General features: G+C 39.4%; 14 protein-coding genes. 3 read left to right on the forward strand and 11 right to left on the reverse strand.

Annotated elements, in window-relative coordinates:
• Positions 1-68: 68 nt before the first annotated feature.
• From EV200_RS17875 to EV200_RS17900, 6 genes are all read right to left on the reverse strand, one after another.
• The gene (locus tag EV200_RS17875; protein ID WP_132535093.1) at positions 69-1,607 is read right to left on the reverse strand and encodes a SulP family inorganic anion transporter; all 1,539 of its coding nucleotides are present in this window, start codon (positions 1,605-1,607) and stop codon (positions 69-71) included.
• Between the two features lie 270 nt (positions 1,608-1,877).
• Positions 1,878-3,227 carry a Na+/H+ antiporter NhaA gene (nhaA, locus tag EV200_RS17880; RefSeq protein WP_229676691.1) on the reverse strand — a complete coding sequence of 450 codons (1,350 nt, stop codon included), beginning with the start codon at positions 3,225-3,227 and terminating at the stop codon, positions 1,878-1,880.
• A gap of 94 nt (positions 3,228-3,321) precedes the next feature.
• Positions 3,322-4,398 carry an ACR3 family arsenite efflux transporter gene (gene arsB / locus EV200_RS17885; RefSeq protein WP_132535095.1) on the reverse strand — a complete coding sequence of 359 codons (1,077 nt, stop codon included), beginning with the start codon at positions 4,396-4,398 and terminating at the stop codon, positions 3,322-3,324.
• Between the two features lie 49 nt (positions 4,399-4,447).
• Entirely contained in the window at positions 4,448-4,867 is a 420-nt protein-coding gene (locus tag EV200_RS17890; RefSeq protein ID WP_132535097.1) for an arsenate reductase ArsC, read from the reverse strand.
• Between the two features lie 452 nt (positions 4,868-5,319).
• Positions 5,320-5,790 carry a DUF6428 family protein gene (locus EV200_RS17895; protein ID WP_132535099.1) on the reverse strand — a complete coding sequence of 157 codons (471 nt, stop codon included), beginning with the start codon at positions 5,788-5,790 and terminating at the stop codon, positions 5,320-5,322.
• Positions 5,791-5,853: 63 nt separating this feature from the next.
• Positions 5,854-6,183 (reverse strand): ArsR/SmtB family transcription factor, encoded by a 330-nt coding sequence (locus EV200_RS17900; protein ID WP_132535101.1) that lies wholly within the window; start codon positions 6,181-6,183, stop codon positions 5,854-5,856.
• Between the two features lie 451 nt (positions 6,184-6,634).
• On the opposite strand from EV200_RS17900, the gene EV200_RS17905 reads away from it, so the two are divergent.
• A complete protein-coding gene (locus EV200_RS17905; RefSeq protein WP_132535103.1) occupies positions 6,635-10,135 on the forward strand; it encodes a PAS domain-containing protein in 3,501 nt (1,166 codons plus the stop codon).
• Positions 10,136-10,313: 178 nt separating this feature from the next.
• Here EV200_RS17905 and EV200_RS17910 read toward each other — a convergent pair whose 3' ends face one another.
• The 4 genes from EV200_RS17910 to EV200_RS17925 all read right to left on the reverse strand — a co-directional run bounded on the left by EV200_RS17910 (position 10,314) and on the right by EV200_RS17925 (position 16,406).
• Positions 10,314-13,448, reverse strand: coding sequence for an efflux RND transporter permease subunit (locus EV200_RS17910; protein ID WP_132535105.1), 3,135 nt, complete (start codon positions 13,446-13,448; stop codon positions 10,314-10,316).
• A 48-nt stretch (positions 13,449-13,496) separates the two neighbouring features.
• On the reverse strand, positions 13,497-14,567 hold the full coding sequence (locus tag EV200_RS17915) for an efflux RND transporter periplasmic adaptor subunit (protein ID WP_132535108.1): 1,071 nt from the start codon (positions 14,565-14,567) through the stop codon (positions 13,497-13,499).
• Positions 14,568-14,576: 9 nt separating this feature from the next.
• A complete protein-coding gene (locus EV200_RS17920; RefSeq protein WP_165877965.1) occupies positions 14,577-15,893 on the reverse strand; it encodes a TolC family protein in 1,317 nt (438 codons plus the stop codon).
• Positions 15,894-15,995: 102 nt separating this feature from the next.
• Positions 15,996-16,406, reverse strand: a complete 411-nt coding sequence (locus tag EV200_RS17925) for a MarR family winged helix-turn-helix transcriptional regulator (protein WP_165877966.1) — start codon at positions 16,404-16,406, stop codon at positions 15,996-15,998.
• A 313-nt stretch (positions 16,407-16,719) separates the two neighbouring features.
• Here EV200_RS17925 and EV200_RS17930 point away from each other — a divergent pair, with 313 nt between their 5' ends.
• Both EV200_RS17930 and EV200_RS17935 read left to right on the forward strand, forming a co-directional pair.
• Entirely contained in the window at positions 16,720-17,778 is a 1,059-nt protein-coding gene (locus EV200_RS17930; RefSeq protein ID WP_132535114.1) for an SDR family NAD(P)-dependent oxidoreductase, read from the forward strand.
• Positions 17,779-17,788: 10 nt separating this feature from the next.
• Complete coding sequence (locus EV200_RS17935; protein ID WP_132535116.1) at positions 17,789-18,604, forward strand: helix-turn-helix domain-containing protein; 816 nt, start codon at positions 17,789-17,791, stop codon at positions 18,602-18,604.
• Between the two features lie 267 nt (positions 18,605-18,871).
• On the opposite strand, the gene EV200_RS17940 is transcribed toward EV200_RS17935, so the two are convergent.
• Positions 18,872-19,870 (reverse strand): NADP-dependent oxidoreductase, encoded by a 999-nt coding sequence (locus EV200_RS17940; protein WP_132535118.1) that lies wholly within the window; start codon positions 19,868-19,870, stop codon positions 18,872-18,874.
• Position 19,871 lies beyond the last annotated feature (1 nt).

Genomic DNA, 19,871 nt, shown 5'->3' on the forward strand with positions numbered 1-19,871 from the left:
TAACAAGTTATCTTAATTTTAATTTCTTTGTATAGTGCAAACCTGCAGAGTAGACCACTACTAAATGCCTATGCTTGATCAGCTACAATTCTATAATTCGGGTCTTCATAAATATTAACATCAATCACCTCAGATGCATTTTTTAATAGCAGAAGACAGTCTGGGCTAAGGTGTTTAAGATGAAGTTTTTTACCTGCCACATGATATCTTTCCGTAAGTTTATTAAGCGTTTCTATTGCAGACATATCCGTAACCCTGCTATCTTTAAAATCAATGATAACCGTATCAGGATCTTCTGCTATATCAAATTTTTCAAGAAAGGCCGTTACAGAACCAAAAAACAGTGGGCCATATATTTCATAATGTTTCACGCCATCTTTATCTATATATTTTCTTGCCCTGATTCTTTTAGCACTTTCCCAGGCAAATACCAAAGCTGAAATAATTACACCAATCAATACCGCCAAGGCGAGATTATGTAACCACACCGTAATTACGGCGACGAGAATACCAACAAAAATATCCTGCTTAGGCATCTTATTGATAATTCTGAAACTTACCCACTCAAAAGTCCCAACAGCAACCATAATCATTACACCTGTTAATGCAGCCATCGGAAGCAGTCCAATTATCGGCGCACCAAATAAGATGATCAGCAAAATAGTAAGTGCTGCAACAATTCCTGATAAACGTGCCCTTGCTCCTGCTGAAAGATTCACCAACGTTTGTGCAATCATTGGGCAGCCACCCATGCCATAAAAAAATCCATTTAAAATATTGGCAATGCCTTGCGCTATAGATTCACGGTTACCATTTCCTCTGGTTTCCGTAATTTCATCTACAAGATTGAGTGTAAGGAGCCCTTCTGTAAGTCCAACCCCTGCCATTATAGCCGCATAAGGTAAAATAATCTGAAAAGTTTCAAATGTAAATGGTATTTGAGGGATGTGAAAAGGTGGAAAACCCCCACTTACAGAAGCAATATCACTAACCGTCTTCGTATGGATTCCAAATCCCAATACCACCAGGAATACCACAATGATGGCTACGAGTGATGGCGGAACAGCTTTCGTAACTTTAGGAAAGAAGGCTACAATGGCTATGGTTAATGCAACAAGGCCACCCATAATGAGTAAAGGCTGGCCAGTTAACCAAGTCTCTTTTCCATTGATAACAGTCTTGAATTGCTCAAGTTGTGCCATAAAAATGATCACAGCCAAGCCATTTACAAAGCCATACATCACAGGTTGAGGTACCAGCCGAATAAACTTGCCAAGCTTAAAAATGCCAACCAAAATTTGCACCACCCCGGCCAATGCTACCGCAGCAAATACATATTCAATCCCATGGGCTTTCATTAAAGCGATTAGTACCACCACCACAGCACCTGCACCTCCGGAAATTAAACCTGGCCGACCACCTAAAACTGCAGTGACCAAACCCATAATAAATGCGGCATATAACCCAACCAATGGAGGGAAACCAGCCAAAATAGCAAATGAAAGCGATTCAGGCATCATGGTCATGGCCACGGTAATGCCTGCCAAAACTTCGGTTTTATAGTTGACTTTTTGAGAAAAATCAAAAAAACGTGTACGTAAAAACATACCAGGAAAATTTAAAGTAAAAAATAAAATATAACGGATATTTCCTCAGCAATTGAATAAGCTAAGGGAGAAAATTACACTGAAAGAATTCAGGGCTTTGTCACAGGGTTATTTAAAACTTGTTGATTTTTTCTCATTTCGATTGCAGCAAAGATACAATTATTTGCAAATCCTCTATAACTTATTTACTCCTTTAAGGAGCATAAAGCTGCATGAAGAGCTATACATAAATATGAGAAATTTAATCGATGGAAGAGTCTTTGGTTTCTTTTAACTGTTATCTTCAGTTAAATGATCAAGCTTGGGATCACTACCAGCTTTGCCAACCCTTTTCAAAACAATTGTCCCTAAAATGCCCGCAAAAATGGAGGCGATTAAAATTCCATATTTAGCCTGATCAATAAAAACAGGATTTTTGAAAGCAAGTCCACTGATGAAAAGCGACATCGTAAACCCAATACCCGCTAACAATGCTACGCCAGCGATGTGTTTCCAGTTCGCCCCTTCTGGCAATTTAGATAAACGAAACTTTACCATTATCCAGCAAAAAAATAAAATACCAGAAAATTTACCTATAATCAAACCAGCCGCTACACCGATTGATACTGGATTTGCAATAGAGCTAAAGAAATCAGCACTGATGACTATCCCAGCATTAGCCAATGCAAAAAGTGGCATAATGCCAAAGGCAACCCAGGGATGGAGCGCATGTTCGATAGTCTGAAGAGGTGTTTCAGCGGCCATACTTAAAGTTTTTACTTTTTGGATGGTCTTGTTTTGGTCAGGTGTAATCAGTTTTCCTCTTTCGGGTATATCAGCTTCAAAATCATAAGAAAGCTTTCGCAGATTGCTGGAGTAAATCTGTTCATCAATTCTGGTTACGGCAGGTATAGTAAAAGCGACCAAAACTCCGGCAATGGTTGCGTGAACGCCAGAAAGCAAAAACCCAATCCAAACGCAAATACCCAGAATAAGATAAAATATCGCACTTCTGATTCCAATTCGGTTTCCCACCATTAATAAGATCAAAAACCCTGCTCCAATTGCCAAAGGCACAAAGTTAATCTGGTCGGTATAAAAGAAGGCAATAACCAACACCGCACCAAGATCATCTGCTACAGCAAGAGCAGAAAGAAAAATCTTTAAAGAAACGGGTATACGCTTACTTGCCATAGAGAGCAAGGCCAGTGCAAATGCAATATCAGTCGCCATCGGAATTCCCCAACCTTGCCCTGCATCAGTTCCGCTATTGATGAAAAAATAAATAGCTGCCGGAACAAGCATACCTCCCAAAGCTGCTGTCATGGGCAGAGAGGCCTTTTGAAGTGATGAAAGCTCTCCTTCCATAAACTCCCGCTTGAGTTCAAGACCAATTACAAAGAAAAATATAGCCATCAGGCCATCATTGATCCATATATGGAGTGGATGGCTGAGCAAGAACTTATCAAACCCTACAGAAAAATTAATATGCCACAAGTGTTCATAGAATTCATGGAATGGTGAATTCGCCCAGGCGATCGCAACAATCACGCTTATCAACAGGACTATTCCACTGGTATATTCCAGATGAATAAAGTGGCTCACAGGTGCCATGATTTTTTCTATAGTTGTTTTCTCCATCTTATTCTGCAAAATTTCAAATATACATTTTTAAAACCAACCTGATTTTTTCATCACACAAATATGGTTTATACGAAGAATTGCTATCCAAATATCAAGTAGCTGAGCTTAAGCCGAAGTATTTCTTCCTGAAATAAAAGGCAAGATTTACCAATGCAATTAAGGCCGGAACTTCTACCAATGGACCAATCACTCCTGCAAAAGCCTGACCAGAATTTATTCCAAATACACCAATGGCTACCGCAATAGCCAGCTCAAAGTTATTGCCGGTTGCGGTAAATGCAATAGCCGCACTTTTTGAATAATCAGCGCCAAAATAACGCCCAGCAAAAAAGCTCATTACAAACATGATCGAAAAATAGATGATCAGCGGTATGGCAATTCGAACAACATCCATCGGAATCTGAACAATGAGTTCTCCTTTCAAACTAAACATCACTACAATGGTAAACAACAGTGCTATTAATGTAATTGGAGAAATTAACGGGATGAACTTCGTATTGAACCACTCCTCCCCTTTAACCCGAATTAGAATGATGCGACTGATTAATCCCATCGCGAAAGGAATGCCAAGGTAGATGCCGACACTCTTCGCAATCTGACTAATGGAAATGTTAACTTCAAGTCCCTTATATCCAAACACCGGCGGAAGAACAGTAATAAATATATAGGCAAATACACTGTATAATAATACCTGGAAAATACTGTTCAAGGCAATTAAACCAGCCGCATATTCACGGTTTCCTTCAGCAAGTTCATTCCACACCACCACCATGGCAATACAGCGGGCAAGTCCAATTAGGATAAGACCAACCATGTATTCAGGATAATCATGTAAAAAAGTAATGGCCAGAAAGAACATTAAAAATGGACCAACAACCCAGTTCAATACTAAAGAAGTGGTTAACACTTTAGTATCCTTAAAAACCTGTCCGAGATTCTCATACTTCACTTTAGCCAATGGCGGGTACATCATTAAAATCAATCCTATGGCAAGTGGTATATTGGTCGTGCCATTAGAGAATGAATTGATCAATACAGCCGATGATGGGAATAAAGATCCTACCCCAACGCCTATAGCCATGGCCAGGAAAATCCAAAGGGTTAAATACCGGTCTAGAAAACTTAATTTTTTTCGTTCCGATGCAGGTGCGCAGCTATTAGCAGACATGTAAATTTATTTTATTCAAGTAGAAGTTGTATTGCGATCGAAAACCGTATTACGATTTAAGATATTGCTGCGTAAAAGCCTGAGTATAACCTTTGATTATGTTCCTTACACGCTCAAATTCCGCATCAATTTCTGATTCCGTTCCAGTAGCTTTAGCAGGATCAGGAAAATTCTGATGCAGTTTTAATGCTTTGCTTGGAAAATAAGGGCAACTTTCCTTTGCGTGATCACATACCGTGATGATGTAATCAAATTCAATATCCACGTATTCATTGATGTGATTGGAAGTATGTCCGGAAATATCAATACCATCTGACTTCATGGTTTGGATTGCCTTCGGATTTACCCCATGGGTTTCAATTCCGGCACTATAAATATCCGCAACATCACCTGCGAAATTTCTTAAATAGCCCTCAGCAATCTGGCTTCTACAACTGTTGCCCGTACAGAGCACTAAAATTTTTTTCATGGATTTTTACTTTATGTGAGTTCACCCAGTGATTACACATTTGGAGAACTGGTTTAGATTTAATTTTAAGGAAAGTATTAACCTAAATTCGATTAATAACATGCCTTACAGTTTACATTATAAACCTATGAGTGGAACTCCCCTCTTAATATAGGAGAAGCGGGGTGGTTAACCATTCAATAGCAGTCTTCAATTGACAAATTATATTACATTATACACCTATGAGGGAAACTCCCCTCCTAATTTAACAGGGCAGGGTTGGTTAACCATTCAAAAGCAGTTTTAAATTGACTAATTATATTACATTATACAGCTATGAGGGAAACTCCCCTCCTAATTTAGGAGGGGCGGGGGTGGTTAACCATTCAAAAGCAGTTTTCAATTGACAAATTATAATCTTCCGCGCAGACCGGGTGTGTTAAAATCAATTAATAATGATCAAATTCAGGTTATTAACAGCAGCCACCACCAGGAGTACATGAATTTGCAGGGCCGGCAAGATTAACCAATCCAGCCTTTTTTGAAGGTTCAGGTATACCACATTTATCCATGGCCAAACAAGCTGTTTTTTTAGCCATCAAGATGAAATTGGTACCATCAAAAGCTAAATCATATTTACCAATAGTTTCTGCCTGGTATTCCACCTCAATTTCTGAATCTTCCATTCCCAATACTTTTTCCGATAGACCTATAATGTCAAGTAATTTTTTAGGTTTTAACCTGTGTTCGAAATCATCTGCATCCCATAATTGGAAGTTGGCAACTTTTTCATGGCGAACAGTTCCTCCGCAGTCGATAAAATTTTTAGTGATTACCCCTATCTCCGTCACATGAAAATGTTCTGGAACCATCGCTCCATTTTCCAACTGAAAATTAACACCGTCTACTTGCCCAAGAATGTCTTTTATTTCTGATAGTTTCATAATGCGTGTATTTATATTTTATAATATTGCAATTTAACGATTGATTTGGTTTTAAAAAAAAGCTTAGCAACAAGATACTTCGCCTTTGTAAGATTCAAAAAAGATACCCAATTGATCCTTCAATAACTTCCATGTTACTGGATTAATACAATAGCAGATACTTACTCCTTCAACAGTACCTTGAATAATTCCGGCAAGCTTTAATTCTTTCAAATGTTGAGATATAGTAGGTTGCGCAAGTCCTAATTCCTCCACTAAATCGCCACATATACAGGTATTGGATGCCAAAATTCTTTGCAAAATTGCGATCCGTGCAGGGTGAGCCATCGCTTTGAGCAAAGTTGACAATCTGTTTTGCTCTTCGGTAAATATTTCAGATTTTGTAAGTCCCATAATTCTATATCGCAATATTACAATTAATATAGCAAATAACGAAATATTTATTCTTTATCTAAGATCAATAATAAGTATTCGCTCACCATTAACTGATAAGCCTGCCCCCCGTTCAATAAGAAAACTTAAAACTTTCAATCGATATTGAAATGAATTAAAGTCTCAACGATGATCTTGGGATGGTTAAATACTTAATTTCCCCGAATAGATACGTATCCATGGCTATCCACGCCCCTTTTAAACAAGATAGTTGTATATTACTATATCCGAAGATAGAGGATAGAAGTCAAGTTAAAGATTAAATACTCATGGATCGTATAAGTAGAGATTTCAATATTAAAGAATCAAGGTAGTGCTATTCTTTATAACGCTTCCAAAAATATAGGTGTATTGATCCATTCTGCAATTAGCCATAGTTTAATGGCTTAAGATAAAGTAGTTAATAAATCTCATGGAAAAACCTGAAAATTCTGCATCAGAAAATGACTACAAAGCATTTTTCGAAAATTCTGCTGAAGCCTATGTATTACTTGAAGTCAGTCATGAAAATACCACACAGCATCAAGCAATTACCGCTCTGAGCGTAAACCGTTCTGCCAGAAATATATTCGGCAACTTGCAAATTGGTGAATACTTAAAACAACTAAATACTACTGACTGGGACTTTGATGCATTTTGCCATCAGGTTGCTAAATCCGGAAATCCAGATCAGCATATAATTCAGAATAAGGATACGGAACAGCGCGTTCAAATTAGTGCATTTAAATTTGGAGAGAATAACCCAGCCAAAGTAGCCATTCGCTATGAGGATGTAAGCGAAAAAGAGTTAAAGAAACTTAAAACCAATACCTTTCAGCAATCAGAAAAAAAATTTCAACATTATGTAATAGCAGGCTCATCCATGGTTTACAACATGAGTGCCGATTGGAAAAAGATGTACATGCTGGAAGGGAATGATACACTGGATGATACAAAATTTATTAACGAAAACTGGTTAGAAAAATACATTCCCCATCAAGACCATGATTTGGTACTTAAGCATATCGCCTTAGCCATCGAAAAGAAAATAAATTTTGAGCTTGAGCATCGTGTAATTCTTGCAGATGGTAAAATTGGATGGGTACATTCCCGTGCAGTCCCATTATTTGATCATAACGGAAAGATTACCGAATGGTTTGGAACAGGAGTTGATATTACCGGAAGAAGGCTTGCAGAAACATTACTCAGAGAATCAGAACGCCGTTACAGAGATTCAACCCGAAAATACCATTCCCTATTCAATTCAATTGATCAGGGTTTCTGCTTAATTGAGATGCTCTTCAATGAAGAAGGAACGGCTACAGATTATCTTATTTTGGAAACAAACCTGATTTTCGAAGTCCAGACTGGTTTATCTGGTGTGATCGGTAAGACCATGAAGTCTATTGCGCCAAATCATGAAACGTATTGGTATCAGCGTTATGGCGAAGTAGCCTTAAGTGGCAAACCTAAACGTTTTGAGGCACCGGCAGCTGCCCTTAACCGAATTTATGAGGCATATGCTTTTGCCATCGGAGAACAATCTCCCTATCAGGTCGCCGTATTATTCAATGATATTACTGAGCGCAAAAAGAGCGAAAGCATTCAATCATTTCTTTTATCACTTGGCGATGAACTTCGCTTCATCAGCGATCCGGTAAATGTAGAGGCTACTGCATGTCGCCTTTTAGGCAATTTTTTAGGTGCCAATCAGGTTCATTATGGGCAAACACAAGGTGATCTGGTCGTAATTAAGCAAGGATGGAGCCATATTCTTCCCCCACTTGTAGGCAAGTTTCCTTATCAGAACTTCGGAAAACACCTCGTAGCAGGATACCGGGCAGGGCTTACTCAGGTATCTAACGACATTAGCAAAGATCCATTAATCTCACCTGTTGAGCGTCAGTTTTTAAGCAGCTCAGGTTTTCATGCTTATCTGGCCGTACCCTTAATTAAGGAAGAGGTTTGGGTAGCCACATTGGCGGTTCACAGCATTGAAGCCAGGAAATGGACCTTAAAGGAAATTCAATTGGTAGAAGAAGTTGCCCAACGAACCTGGGCTGCTGTAGAAAGAGCAGCAGCTGAAGAGCGATTGAAATTAAGTGAGCAGCACCTCAAATCGATGCTTAACATACCACAGGTTGGCGTACTAACATTAGATTTCAGCGGTAAAATTCTTTCTGCAAATGATGCTTTTTTAGAAATGATTAAATATGCAAGAGTAGATTTCGAATTTAAGAAGCATCGTTGGTTTGATTTTGTTAACAGTGATGTAAAAGCAAGTATAAAATTGCTTTCTGATGTGCAGCAGTCTGGTATTGGCGGACCGCTTGAAGTAGAGGTACAAAGAAGCGATGACACCCAGGTATGGCTAATTTTTACCGCTGCGGCGCTTGGTGATGGCACACTGGTAACTTATGCAGTGAACATCAACGAGCGAAAAATTGCAGAGCAGAAACTCGTCGAACTCAATGAACACCTGGAGCAGGAAATAGCTAAACGTACAATGGAACTTCAGGAAAATTTAACGCTTTTACAAACCGTTTATAACACCACATTGGTTGGTATGTCGGTATTTAAACCGGTGCGTAATGAGCAGAATACCATCATTGATTTTGAGATTGTAACCGTGAATAAAAAGATCCAGGATGAATCTGGCAAGAATGATCTGGTAGGGCAACTTTATACTGAGGTTTTCCCGGGAATCCGTGAAACAGGCATTTTTGATTTGATGGTAAAAACTATTCAGACCGGAATACCCGGAAACATGGAATATCACTATAATTTTGATGGTGTTAATAAATGGTACGCTACCATGTTTGTTAAAGGAGAAGACATTTTGGTTAGTACCAATCTTGACATTACCGATAGGGTGATTGCCGAACAACAAAGACTCCGGGATTATATTTTGCTGCAACAATCAGAAGAATTATCGCTGAGCGGCAGCTGGGATTATCAAGTAAACAGCAATGATTTTAAATGGTCAGATGGTATGTACAAGCTTTTTAGTATAGCACCAGGCACAGCAATAGCACCCGAGATTTACTTAAAATACGCCACTAAAGAAAGTTTAAAGACCGCACAAAAAGTAGTGGATTTAATCAAAAACGGCCGTGAAGACTTTGAAGAAACCATATCGCTTCATATCAATGGAAAATATAAACTAGTTCGCTTAAAAGGAATTATCGCAAAAAGCACACAAGATCATGCCGTACGAGTATTGGGTGTTGATATTGACATTACTGCCCTACGAGAATCAGAAAATAAACTTCGCCGTTTAGAAATGCGGCAACAGCAGGAAATCCTTCGTGTTATGCTCACTACACAAGAACAAGAGCAGAGGAGAATCTCCGAGAGCCTGCATAACGGGGTTGGTCAACTCCTTTATGGCACTCAGCTATCGATGAATCATATTACCGCAAAAATGGCATTTGAAGACCTCACAAAATTCAATGATTCACGAAACTATACAGCAAAATTATTGGGCGAGTCTATCAAAGAGACCAGGAGAATTTCACATGAACTCATGCCAACCGCTTTGGCAGAATTTGGACTCAAGGCCGCTATTGAAGAAGCTTGCTCTCAGTTAACTGAAAAAGTAGAATTTCATTGTATGGTAGCACTTAAACAAACCAAACTAGATACCTTTATGGAACTCGCCATCTTCAGAACTTTGCAAGAACTGATGGTAAATGTGGTTAAACATGCGGAGGCAACGCGTTGCGATGTTATTGTATTAAAAGAAGAGAGTAATGTATTAATCACCGTTAGAGATAATGGTAAAGGCATGCACCCAAAATTACATCAACCAGGAATAGGTATCTCCTCTATCAAAAGCAAAGTGCTTTTACTAAAAGGTACCATCAAAATCAATTCCAGACCAGGAGAAGGCACACAGGTTAGAATCTCCTTACCGTATAAATTTGATATATAGCTACAAATATCGTAGTCCAGAAACATTAAGAACATGAGTACTTTCAGCATGAAACGACGTTTTGCTTATTAACTTGCGAAGTCTCAAAGGCCAGTGCGCAGCAAGACTTCGCCAGTTTCCCAATGCACCTAAATTTTCTTAAAAAAGATTGCCACCCCCTCAACATATAATGAAGAACCTATGCTTTCACCTGCACCCTTGCTGTCTGAACATTTTTCTTTACGAACCACCCATTCACTTTGTTTTTCCAACCTTCAATAATGGTATACATAACAGGTACAAATACCAGCGTAAAAATCATAGAACTTGTTAAGCCACCGATAATTACCCAGGCCATACCATTCTTGGTTTCTGAACCCGCATCTGATGAAAGTGCCATTGGCAGCATACCTAAAATCATTGCCAGTGTGGTCATTAAAATAGGCCGTAAACGCTCCCGTCCAGCTTCAATGAGGGCATCTTTTACAGACTTGCCTTTCTCCTTTTCCTGGTTGGTAAAGTCGACAATCAGGATGGCGTTTTTAGCAACCAACCCTAAAAGCATGATGATCCCCAATATAGAAAACAGGTTGATGGTATGTAGTGTAAGTGCTAAAGCCAGTATGGCCCCAATAATGGCAACAGGCAAAGAGAATAATACCACAAAAGGATATACAATACTTTCGTATAAAGCCACCATAATGAGGTAGATCAGTAATATGCCCAACCCAACCGCCATAAACAAACTGCTGAATGCATCACTTTGGTTTTTACCGAATCCCGCTTGTACAACATCTACTCCTGCAGGGAACTTAATTTTTTCAAGCTCCTTATTAATATCATCCGTAATACTGCCCGAGGCACGCCCCACTGCAATGGCATTTACAGTAACTGAATTGAGTCGGTCTTTGCGTTCAAGTACCGATTGGCTGGATGTTTCGGTAATGGTCGCAATAGCCTCCAGCGGAATGGTTGCACCCCTGGAATTTTTCACATTAAACTTCTTCACATCCTCTATCGTCATGGTATTGAAACCATCTAACTGCAGGTTAATGGCATATTCTTCTCCATCATCTCTGAATTTAGTATTATCGTTTCCACTGAATCCATACTGCACCGCATTGCCCACATCATTAGTGGTAACCGCATAGCTGGCCATTTTATCATGGTTAAGTACAATGGAAACCTGTGGTTTAGCCTCTTTGCTACTGTATTGCACATAATCGGTACCGGCTGTTTTTTCGAAAATATTTTTAACAATGGCCGCAGCCTTCATAATCGAATCCCTGTTCACCCCACGAACATCCATCTGAATATCAAAACTAGCGTTACCCGTCATACCCACTGTTTTTATGGTAGGCTTCACACCCGGTATCTGTTCAATTTCATCCCTTACCTTCCTGCCAAAATTGACAGTGCTTATTGAGCGTTCGTTTACATCAGTAAGCTGGATGGAAATTTCTGCAAGGTTACTGTTAGATGATGCATTAGATCCCATGGAAGCACCACTTTGCGTACCCACTTTTGAAAACACATTCACCACTTCGGGGTGTTTGAGTATGACGCTTTCTATCTGGGCAATCTTCGCATTTGTTTCTTTTAAAGGCGTGTTACCTGCCAAATCGATCTGAATGTTCAATTCACCGCGGTCAGAGGTGGGTATAAACTCCGTACCCACAAAACCAGCAGGAATCAAAGCCATAGAACCAATAATCAATACGGATATGGCAATAATTACATATCGTTTATGGCTCAACGACCATTTCAGGATATTTGAATAAAACTCACGAAATTGGTCGATCAGTGATTCAAACCAGATATTGGTTTTCCCCCATAAAGTTGTTTTGCTCAAATGTGGAAGCTTTGCCCAACGAGATGCCAACAGCGGAGTAAGTGTAAAAGCCACAAACAAGCTCATCAAGGTAGAAAAAACGACTACCAGTGCATATTCTTTCACAATATTGCCAATCATCCCGCCAACAAATCCAAGTGGTAAAAATACCACCACATCCACCAGCGTAATCGCCAACGCCGTAAAGCCGATTTCGTTACGGCCATCCAATGCCGCGGTTCTTTTATCTTTCCCCATTTCCATGTGGCGAAAAATGTTTTCCAGGATCACGATACTATCATCTACCAAAACACCCACCACCAGCGAAAGAGCCATCAGCGTCATCATATTCAGCGAAAAACCAAATATCCACATCAAAATAAAAGAAGGGATCATTGCAGAAGGTAAAGCCACCAATACAAACGTTGAACTGCGGACGCTGTGCAAAAAGAATAACATCACAAATGACACGATGATTATAGCCAGTATTAAATCATGAACCACCGCATCAGCAGATGCCTGCGTATAAATAGATTGGTCAGAAGCGATATTATAATCGAAATTATCTGCTGCATAGCTCTTTTTAAGTTCTTCCAAACGCTGTTTAGCCAGCTTACTTACCTCTACCGTATTGGCATCCGTCTGCTTTTTAATTTCGATACCAATGGCAGGCTCACTGTTTAAACGGTTTAATTGTGTTACATTTTCTTTTCCGTCAGTAATGGAAGCCACATCTTTTAACAAAACCCTGCTCCCATCATTATTTTGTCTGATCACCACATCCCTCAACTGCGCCACCGTTTGAACCTTTGCATTCAAATCAAGCGAATAGCGATTGTTGTCATTTTCAATTTTACCAGAAGGAAATGAAGCTCCACTTGTACTTACCACAGAGTTAACATCAAGTAAAGAAAGGTTATAGGCCTTCAATTTATCATTGTCGATCTCCACATTGATTTGCCTCTTTGTGCCACCGATCACCGTTACATCCGATACACCAGGAATATTGGTCAGCAATGGTTTGATTTCATTATCAATAAAATCATAAAGTTCCGTATCATTCATATCAGAACTGATGCTTAATTTCAATATCGGATCATCATCTGAACTCATCCGGCTTACTACAGGATCATCTACACCCTGTGGCAGTGTGGCCAATAGCTGGTTTACTTTCCTTTCCGCATCCAACTGTGCGTCACTGGTCGATACGCTATTGGTTAATTCCAATGAAATGGAAGAAGAACCTTCCTGCGAGGAAGAACTTATCGCATCCACACCTTCAACAGAAGACAAGGCATCTTCCAATGGCTTGGTAACACTGGTAAGCACTTCTTCAGGCGATGCACCCGTGTAAGTAGTGTTAACCGAAACCATATTCGTCGTAAACTTAGGCAGCAGGTTCAGGCTCAGCGAATTGTAACTAATCAACCCAAATAAGATCAGCGTTACAAATATTACCGTAATCAACAACGGACGTTTTATACTTAATTCTGTGATAGTCATTTTTTCAAAATTTTCGGTGAGGCAAAAACTGCGGGCTTCTGGTGTATTTTATTTTACCTTTATAATTTGGGCTTTGCTGCCGTCTGATAGATTGATCTGTCCGCTGGTTACCACCAATTCGCCTGCAGATAAGCCACTTTTTACTTCTATATCATCCCCATGTTCAGTACCAGTAACCAGTTTCCTTTTTTCAACCACACCGCTTTTAAATACAAATACAGCCGGATTTTTCACACCGTCAGTCAATGCATTTTTATTAATCATCAAGAATGATTGCTTTGTTGTCGGGTAGGTAAACTCAACATTCACGTATAGCCCTGCCTTCAACTGCATAGCACCAGTGTTGGCAATGGCAAGCTGCACCGTGTAGTTGTGGTTATCATCACCTTTAGGGCTTACATAATTCACTGTGCCAGTAAAAGTCTCTCCCGGGTAAGAATCAGAAGTGATCATCGCCTTCTGCCCCTTCTTGATATACAAAACCTGGCTTTCCGGCACACTAACATTGGCTTTTAAAGTATTCACATTGGTGATGATCGCTATCGTGGTGCCCGTTGTAACATATTCGCCAGCAATTTTTTGTCTATCGGTAATCACACCACTTGATGGGGCTATAATATTGGCCCTGCTAATTTGAGTACGCAGCTGGGCAGCTTCCAGCTTTTTTGCATCCAGATCATATTTTGCATCTGTTACGGCATTGGCATTGGTGGCATTGCCCGCCAACAATACTTTATTTCTTTCGTAGTCAGACGTAAGCTTAGTAATGGAAAGCACTGCAGCCTCCAGTTTTTGTTGGTTTTCAGTAACATCAATACGCCCGATTACCTGGCCTTTTTTAACTGTTGTGCCCAACTGTATGCTGAGACTGCTAATTTTTCCGGCAGTTTCTGCCGCTACATTCGCGTCATTGTCAGTAATCAGGGTAGCCGGCTGTGTAACCGAGCCATCAACCGTTTTCAATAAAACCGTATCTATAGTTACCTTTACTCCAATATTGCTTCTGTCAACAGGTTGCTTCGCATCATCCAGTTTCTTTTTATTCGTCATCAACCCAATGATGATGGCTACAGGCACCGCTACAATTACTATGATGGTAATAATTCTTTTCGCTTTCATGTTGAGTGGTTATTTTAAATCGTTTACAAATTGAGAAATGGTGCCAGTGTTGTTATAATAGCTTAATCGGCCATTCAGGTAATCCAGCAGCGTATTGGTATAATTAGTCCGTGCTTCCTTGTAAGAATATTCGGCATCAAGTAGAGAAGATAATGTAGCTGTGCCCTCCCTGTATTCAATTGTTGATGCATCCATCATTTCTTTTGCAAGCAGAAGGTTTTCTTTGTTCTTTTTAAGATTGGTATAGGCACTTACAATTTGCGTAGAGGCATTCTGTACATTGAGTTTATAAGTTTGCAGGTTCAGTTTGTTGGTGAGCTCCTGCGAGGCAAGGCTAAACTTACTCTGTGCCAGTTGGCTTTTCTTTTTAAAGCCGCTGAATAGAGGTATGGTAGCCTTTATGCCAATAGTAGAATAATCAAACCAATTACTCAAGGCAGGTACAAATTCTGAACTATAGGCATTGCCACCGTATTTGCCATACATGGAAATGGTAGGAAAAAAAGCGGCTTTCTTTTGTTTCACATCGAGGCTCTTCAACTCCAGGTTTTTTTGATCGATGCGGTAATTGATAATATTATCAGGCGCTGATAAAGAAGATTCGGCAAGTTTTAAATCCTTCACATCAGCATTACTCACGCTATCTTCAATAGTAATAACAGCCTCAAGCTCAAGCCCCATGCTGTTTTTAAGGGTGTTCAATGCAAGTTTATACGAACTGTCATTAGCCTGAATTTCAGATTGAACATTATTATAGTTAACTCTTGCCCGGTCGTATTCGCTTTTCTTCACCACGCCCTGCTCGTAACGCAGTTTCAAAATCCCAACCATCGTTGCGTATTGCTTTTCGCTTTCCCTCAACAATCTTCCTTTTTCAGCATAAGTTAAAGCCTCGTAATAAGCCGTTGCAGTATTGTAAATAAGCGTTTCGTTTTGCTTTAATACATTCAGGTCCGCAATTTCCTTATCCACTTTAGCCACGGTAATCCCTAAAGAAGAACTTTTATCAAACAGATTCTGATCAGCCTGTACATATGCAGAATTACTAAATTTATTGCCTATTTGCAGTTTTGTCTCTGTGGGAGAAAAGCTGCCCGCCGGGATAATGCTGGTTTGAAGTTTAATATTATAATCTAGCCCCACGCTACCAGCCACAGAAGGCAAAAAAACAGATTTACTTTCCCTGATTTTTTCCGCTGCCGATTGGGCTGAGTATTGAGATATTGTACTGCTCGGGTGATGCTTTAAAGTGTAGTTGATACTTTCTTTTAAGGAAAGAACCTGGCTTTGCGCATTGGCTTCAAAAGCACCGAGATAAACTGCCATTAAGAGCAGGATCCATTTCGATTTTAAATAATTCGATATCATCAGTTATTATAGTTGATTTAAAAGAATGTTGACTTTGTCAATTATTAGGGCAAAAAAATATTATACCTGAGCCCTCATTTTATTCAGTACCGAATCAAAAATTTTTAAATCCTCTTCCGATATACCTTTCAGCAGGCTATTAAAAATATCAGCTTCCACCTCCCTTAGTCTCTCCACAGTTTTCATTCCATCTTTAGTAAGCATAATAATTTTCTTACGCCTATCCACACTATCGTTAATGCGCACGACTAATTTTTTCTTTTCCAGTAAATCTATCTGCCTCAAAATAGCTGATTTATCCTTATGCATAAGGTTGGCGAGGTCGTTCTGGATGATGTTATCTCTATCATAAAGAATATTAAGTAGGATGAAGTACTCCATAGAAAGCTCAATTCCTTCATCCATTACAGATTGATCAATCAGCTTACCAATAGATTTTATAACTGCCCCCATTTTTAAACCTATGTTCATCTCCATATATCTTAAGAATACAAATGTAAAACTATTTAGTTGACTTCCACAACTAATATTTATTTTTTTTCAATTATACTTATTACCTTTCAAAATTCAGGGTCAATGAGTATGTAATTAAAACCATTCATAACAAGCTTTTTACCATAATTTTATTTAACAATAGATTTGAAATACGCTAAACCTGATGTCCGGTTCAGATGACCATAAAAGGAAAAAACTGACCCGCTAAACAAAGTGAATTGACACGTTAAACAAAATGCACCTTTGGTTAACCGCCTAAATTTGTCCTGTAACATTTAATCAAAACAAAATGAAAAAGAGCAATTATCAAGGCACATTACAACACCCACTAGGTTCAGGTTTTAGTGCGACCTCAACAGCAACAGAGGTTATCAAAGGCATTAACCTTAACGGAAAAATCGCAATCGTAACCGGCGGCAACGCTGGTATCGGTTTAGAAACTACGAAAGCACTGGCAGCGGCGGGCGCAATCGTGATCGTACCGTCCAGAGATATTGAAAAAGCAAAGAAAAATCTGGAAGGCATTCCAAACGTTGAAATTGAAGCAATAGACCTCTCTAAGCCTGATACCATCGATATTTTTGCCGAAAAATTCTTAGCTTCCGGCAGACCACTACACTTGTTGATCAACAATGCTGGCATCATGTGGGTGCCGCTGCAAAGGAACAGCCAAGGTATAGAATCACAACTATCAACCAATTACCTTGGACAATTTCAACTCGTGGCAAGATTATGGCCAGCACTTAAAAAAGCCAATGGAGCACGTGTAATAAATGTTTCATCTCTGGGGCACCATATGGCACCTTTCAATTTCAACGATCCAAACTTTAAGCATAGAGAATACCAAACACTTCTTGGATATGGACAGTCAAAAACAGCCAGCAACCTGTTCGCGCTGGAACTGGATACCCGAGTAAAAGCACATCAGGTAAGAGCCTACTCTTTACATCCTGGATCAATTGCCGGAACTGAGCTGGCCAGGGATGCCGATATAGAGCTTTTTAAACAGATGGGCTTTTTTGATGAAAGTGGAAACATTCGTCCGGAAATACAGGCCAGCCTTAAAACCATCCCCCAAGGCGCTGCAACTACTGTTTGGGTCGCAACTACCCCATTGCTTAATCATATCGGTGGCGTTTATTGCGAAGATGCAGATATAGCCGAACTTCTTCCAGAAGACACATCAGTTCAAACGAATGCTAAACTTCATCAAAGCGGTGTAATGGCCTATTCGTTGAATGAATACGATGCAAAAAGGCTATGGGACTTGACTGAAGAAATGACAGGGGTTAAATTTATAATCGATGGCGGCCAGTGCGTTGAGGGGAAGTTGAGCAAAAACCAATAACTTTATCACAATGGAACACATATCCAAATACCTGACAAAGGACATCAAGCTTTCCAGCTATGAGGACAAACTGTTCAAATCAGACTTGATGTTTGTTGACCACATGCTGGTGTGGTTTATCTCGGGAGAAACAAAGATCATACAGGCAGAATCCACCTTCAGTTTCAAAACAGGTGATATTTTCCTGATTCCAAGGAACGAACTGGCAACGATCATCAACTATCCCAAAAGTGGTTTGCCACATAAAACGGTGGTAATGCATTTATCATCTGAGCGGTTAAAGAAATTCTATAAAAAAATTGACTATAAAAGGCAAACACAGCCCCACCAGAAGATATACCATTTCAACAATCATCCATTACTAGAAAGCTGCCTGGCATCACTGATCCCCTATTTTGATGTAGAAAGTGAATTTCCAGAAAGTTTGGCAACACTCAAAATTGAAGAAGCAATCAATATCCTCAGGTTGATCGATCCCAGCATAGATAGTGTTTTAGCCAATTTTGATGTTCCGGGCAAAATCGATCTGGTCGATTTTATGCAACGCAATTTTATGTTCAACATGCCTCTGGAAAAACTCGGCTACCTAACAGGTCGTAGCCTATCTACATTCAACAGAGATTTCAAAAAACTGTTCAATACCACGCCCCAAAAATGGCTGACGGATAAAAGACTGGAACTAGCTTATTATTACCTGGCAGAAAAAAAGAAAAAACCGACTGAGATTTACCTCGAAGTCGGTTTTGAAGACCTTTCCCATTTTTCCTTTATTTTCAAAAAGAGATACGGAGTTTCTCCCAATCAGATTTTGCTCAACAGGCAATAACCGATGATTTTGTAATGATCAGTTCGTTATTTTTTACAGGTAAGCGTAATTCCCTCCGATGCATCGGAGGGTGGTCGCAGACCGGGGTGTTAAAATCAATAATGATCGAATTCAGGTAATAGAATTGTGAAGTGATTCCCCTGTTTTTAATCATCGGAAATATAAATGCCAAAATTCTCTCCCCAATTGGTCATATTGCTATCTTTCCAATAATAATAATAATAATCGAATTGCGTTGGCAATAACATCATCATTTAATAACAAACCTTATTTTATTTTAACCACAACTTTTCCTTTTGCCCGTCCACTTCTTACATATTCCAACGCTGCATTGGTTTGATTAAATGGAAATACCTGATCTACCACTGGCCTGAGCACCCCCTGTTCAATCAGTTTGGTAATATCATTCAACTGTTTGCCGTTTGCCTTCATAAACAGAAACGAATAATCAACATCTAATTTCTTGGCGTTTCTCCTGATACCTGAACTGATCAGGAATAAGATTAACCTCACAAACCATGGCGCTCCAATTGTTTTGGCAAAATCAGCAGTTGGTTGGCCAGAAATGGAGATTGCTTTACCTTTCGGTCTCAATATTCGTAGAGACTTTTGGAGGGTTTTATTATCCTGGCTATTCAACACCACATCATAATCTTTAAGGATAGTTTCAAAATCCTGTTTCTTGTAATCAATCAGCACATCTGCTCCAAGGCCTTTCAACATACCAAAGCTTTTTTCACTTGCAGTTGTCGCAACAGTTGCCCCAAGATATTTAGCCAATTGTATAGCAACAGTACCCACACCTCCAGAGCCTGCCTGGATAAATACTTTTTGTCCACTTTTAAGATTTACCCTTTCTACCAAAGCTTGCCAGGCAGTTAGTGCAACCAAAGGAATAGATGCAGCCTCTTCCATAGAAAGGTTCTTTGGTTTAAAGGCTACGTCATTTTCATTAATTGCAATAAATGCTGCAAACGTACCAATACTGAAGTCTGATGGACGTGAATAAACCTCATCCCCTATCTTAAATTGCTGTACATTTTTTCCAACCTGTGTAATTACACCTGCTACATCATGCCCTAAAATAAGTGGAAATTTATAGGGCAAAATCAATTTAAACGCCCCGGTTTTTATTTTTTCATCCAAAAGATTAACGCTTGCTGCGTGAACCTCTACCAAAACTTCATGCTCACTAATTTCAGGTACAGGAACATCTGCAAGCTGAAGACCCCCTTTGGTATAATGGTTAATGACAAATGCTTTCATT

The organism is Pedobacter psychrotolerans, from assembly GCF_004340665.1.
GTDB classification, from domain to species: domain Bacteria; phylum Bacteroidota; class Bacteroidia; order Sphingobacteriales; family Sphingobacteriaceae; genus Pedobacter; species Pedobacter psychrotolerans.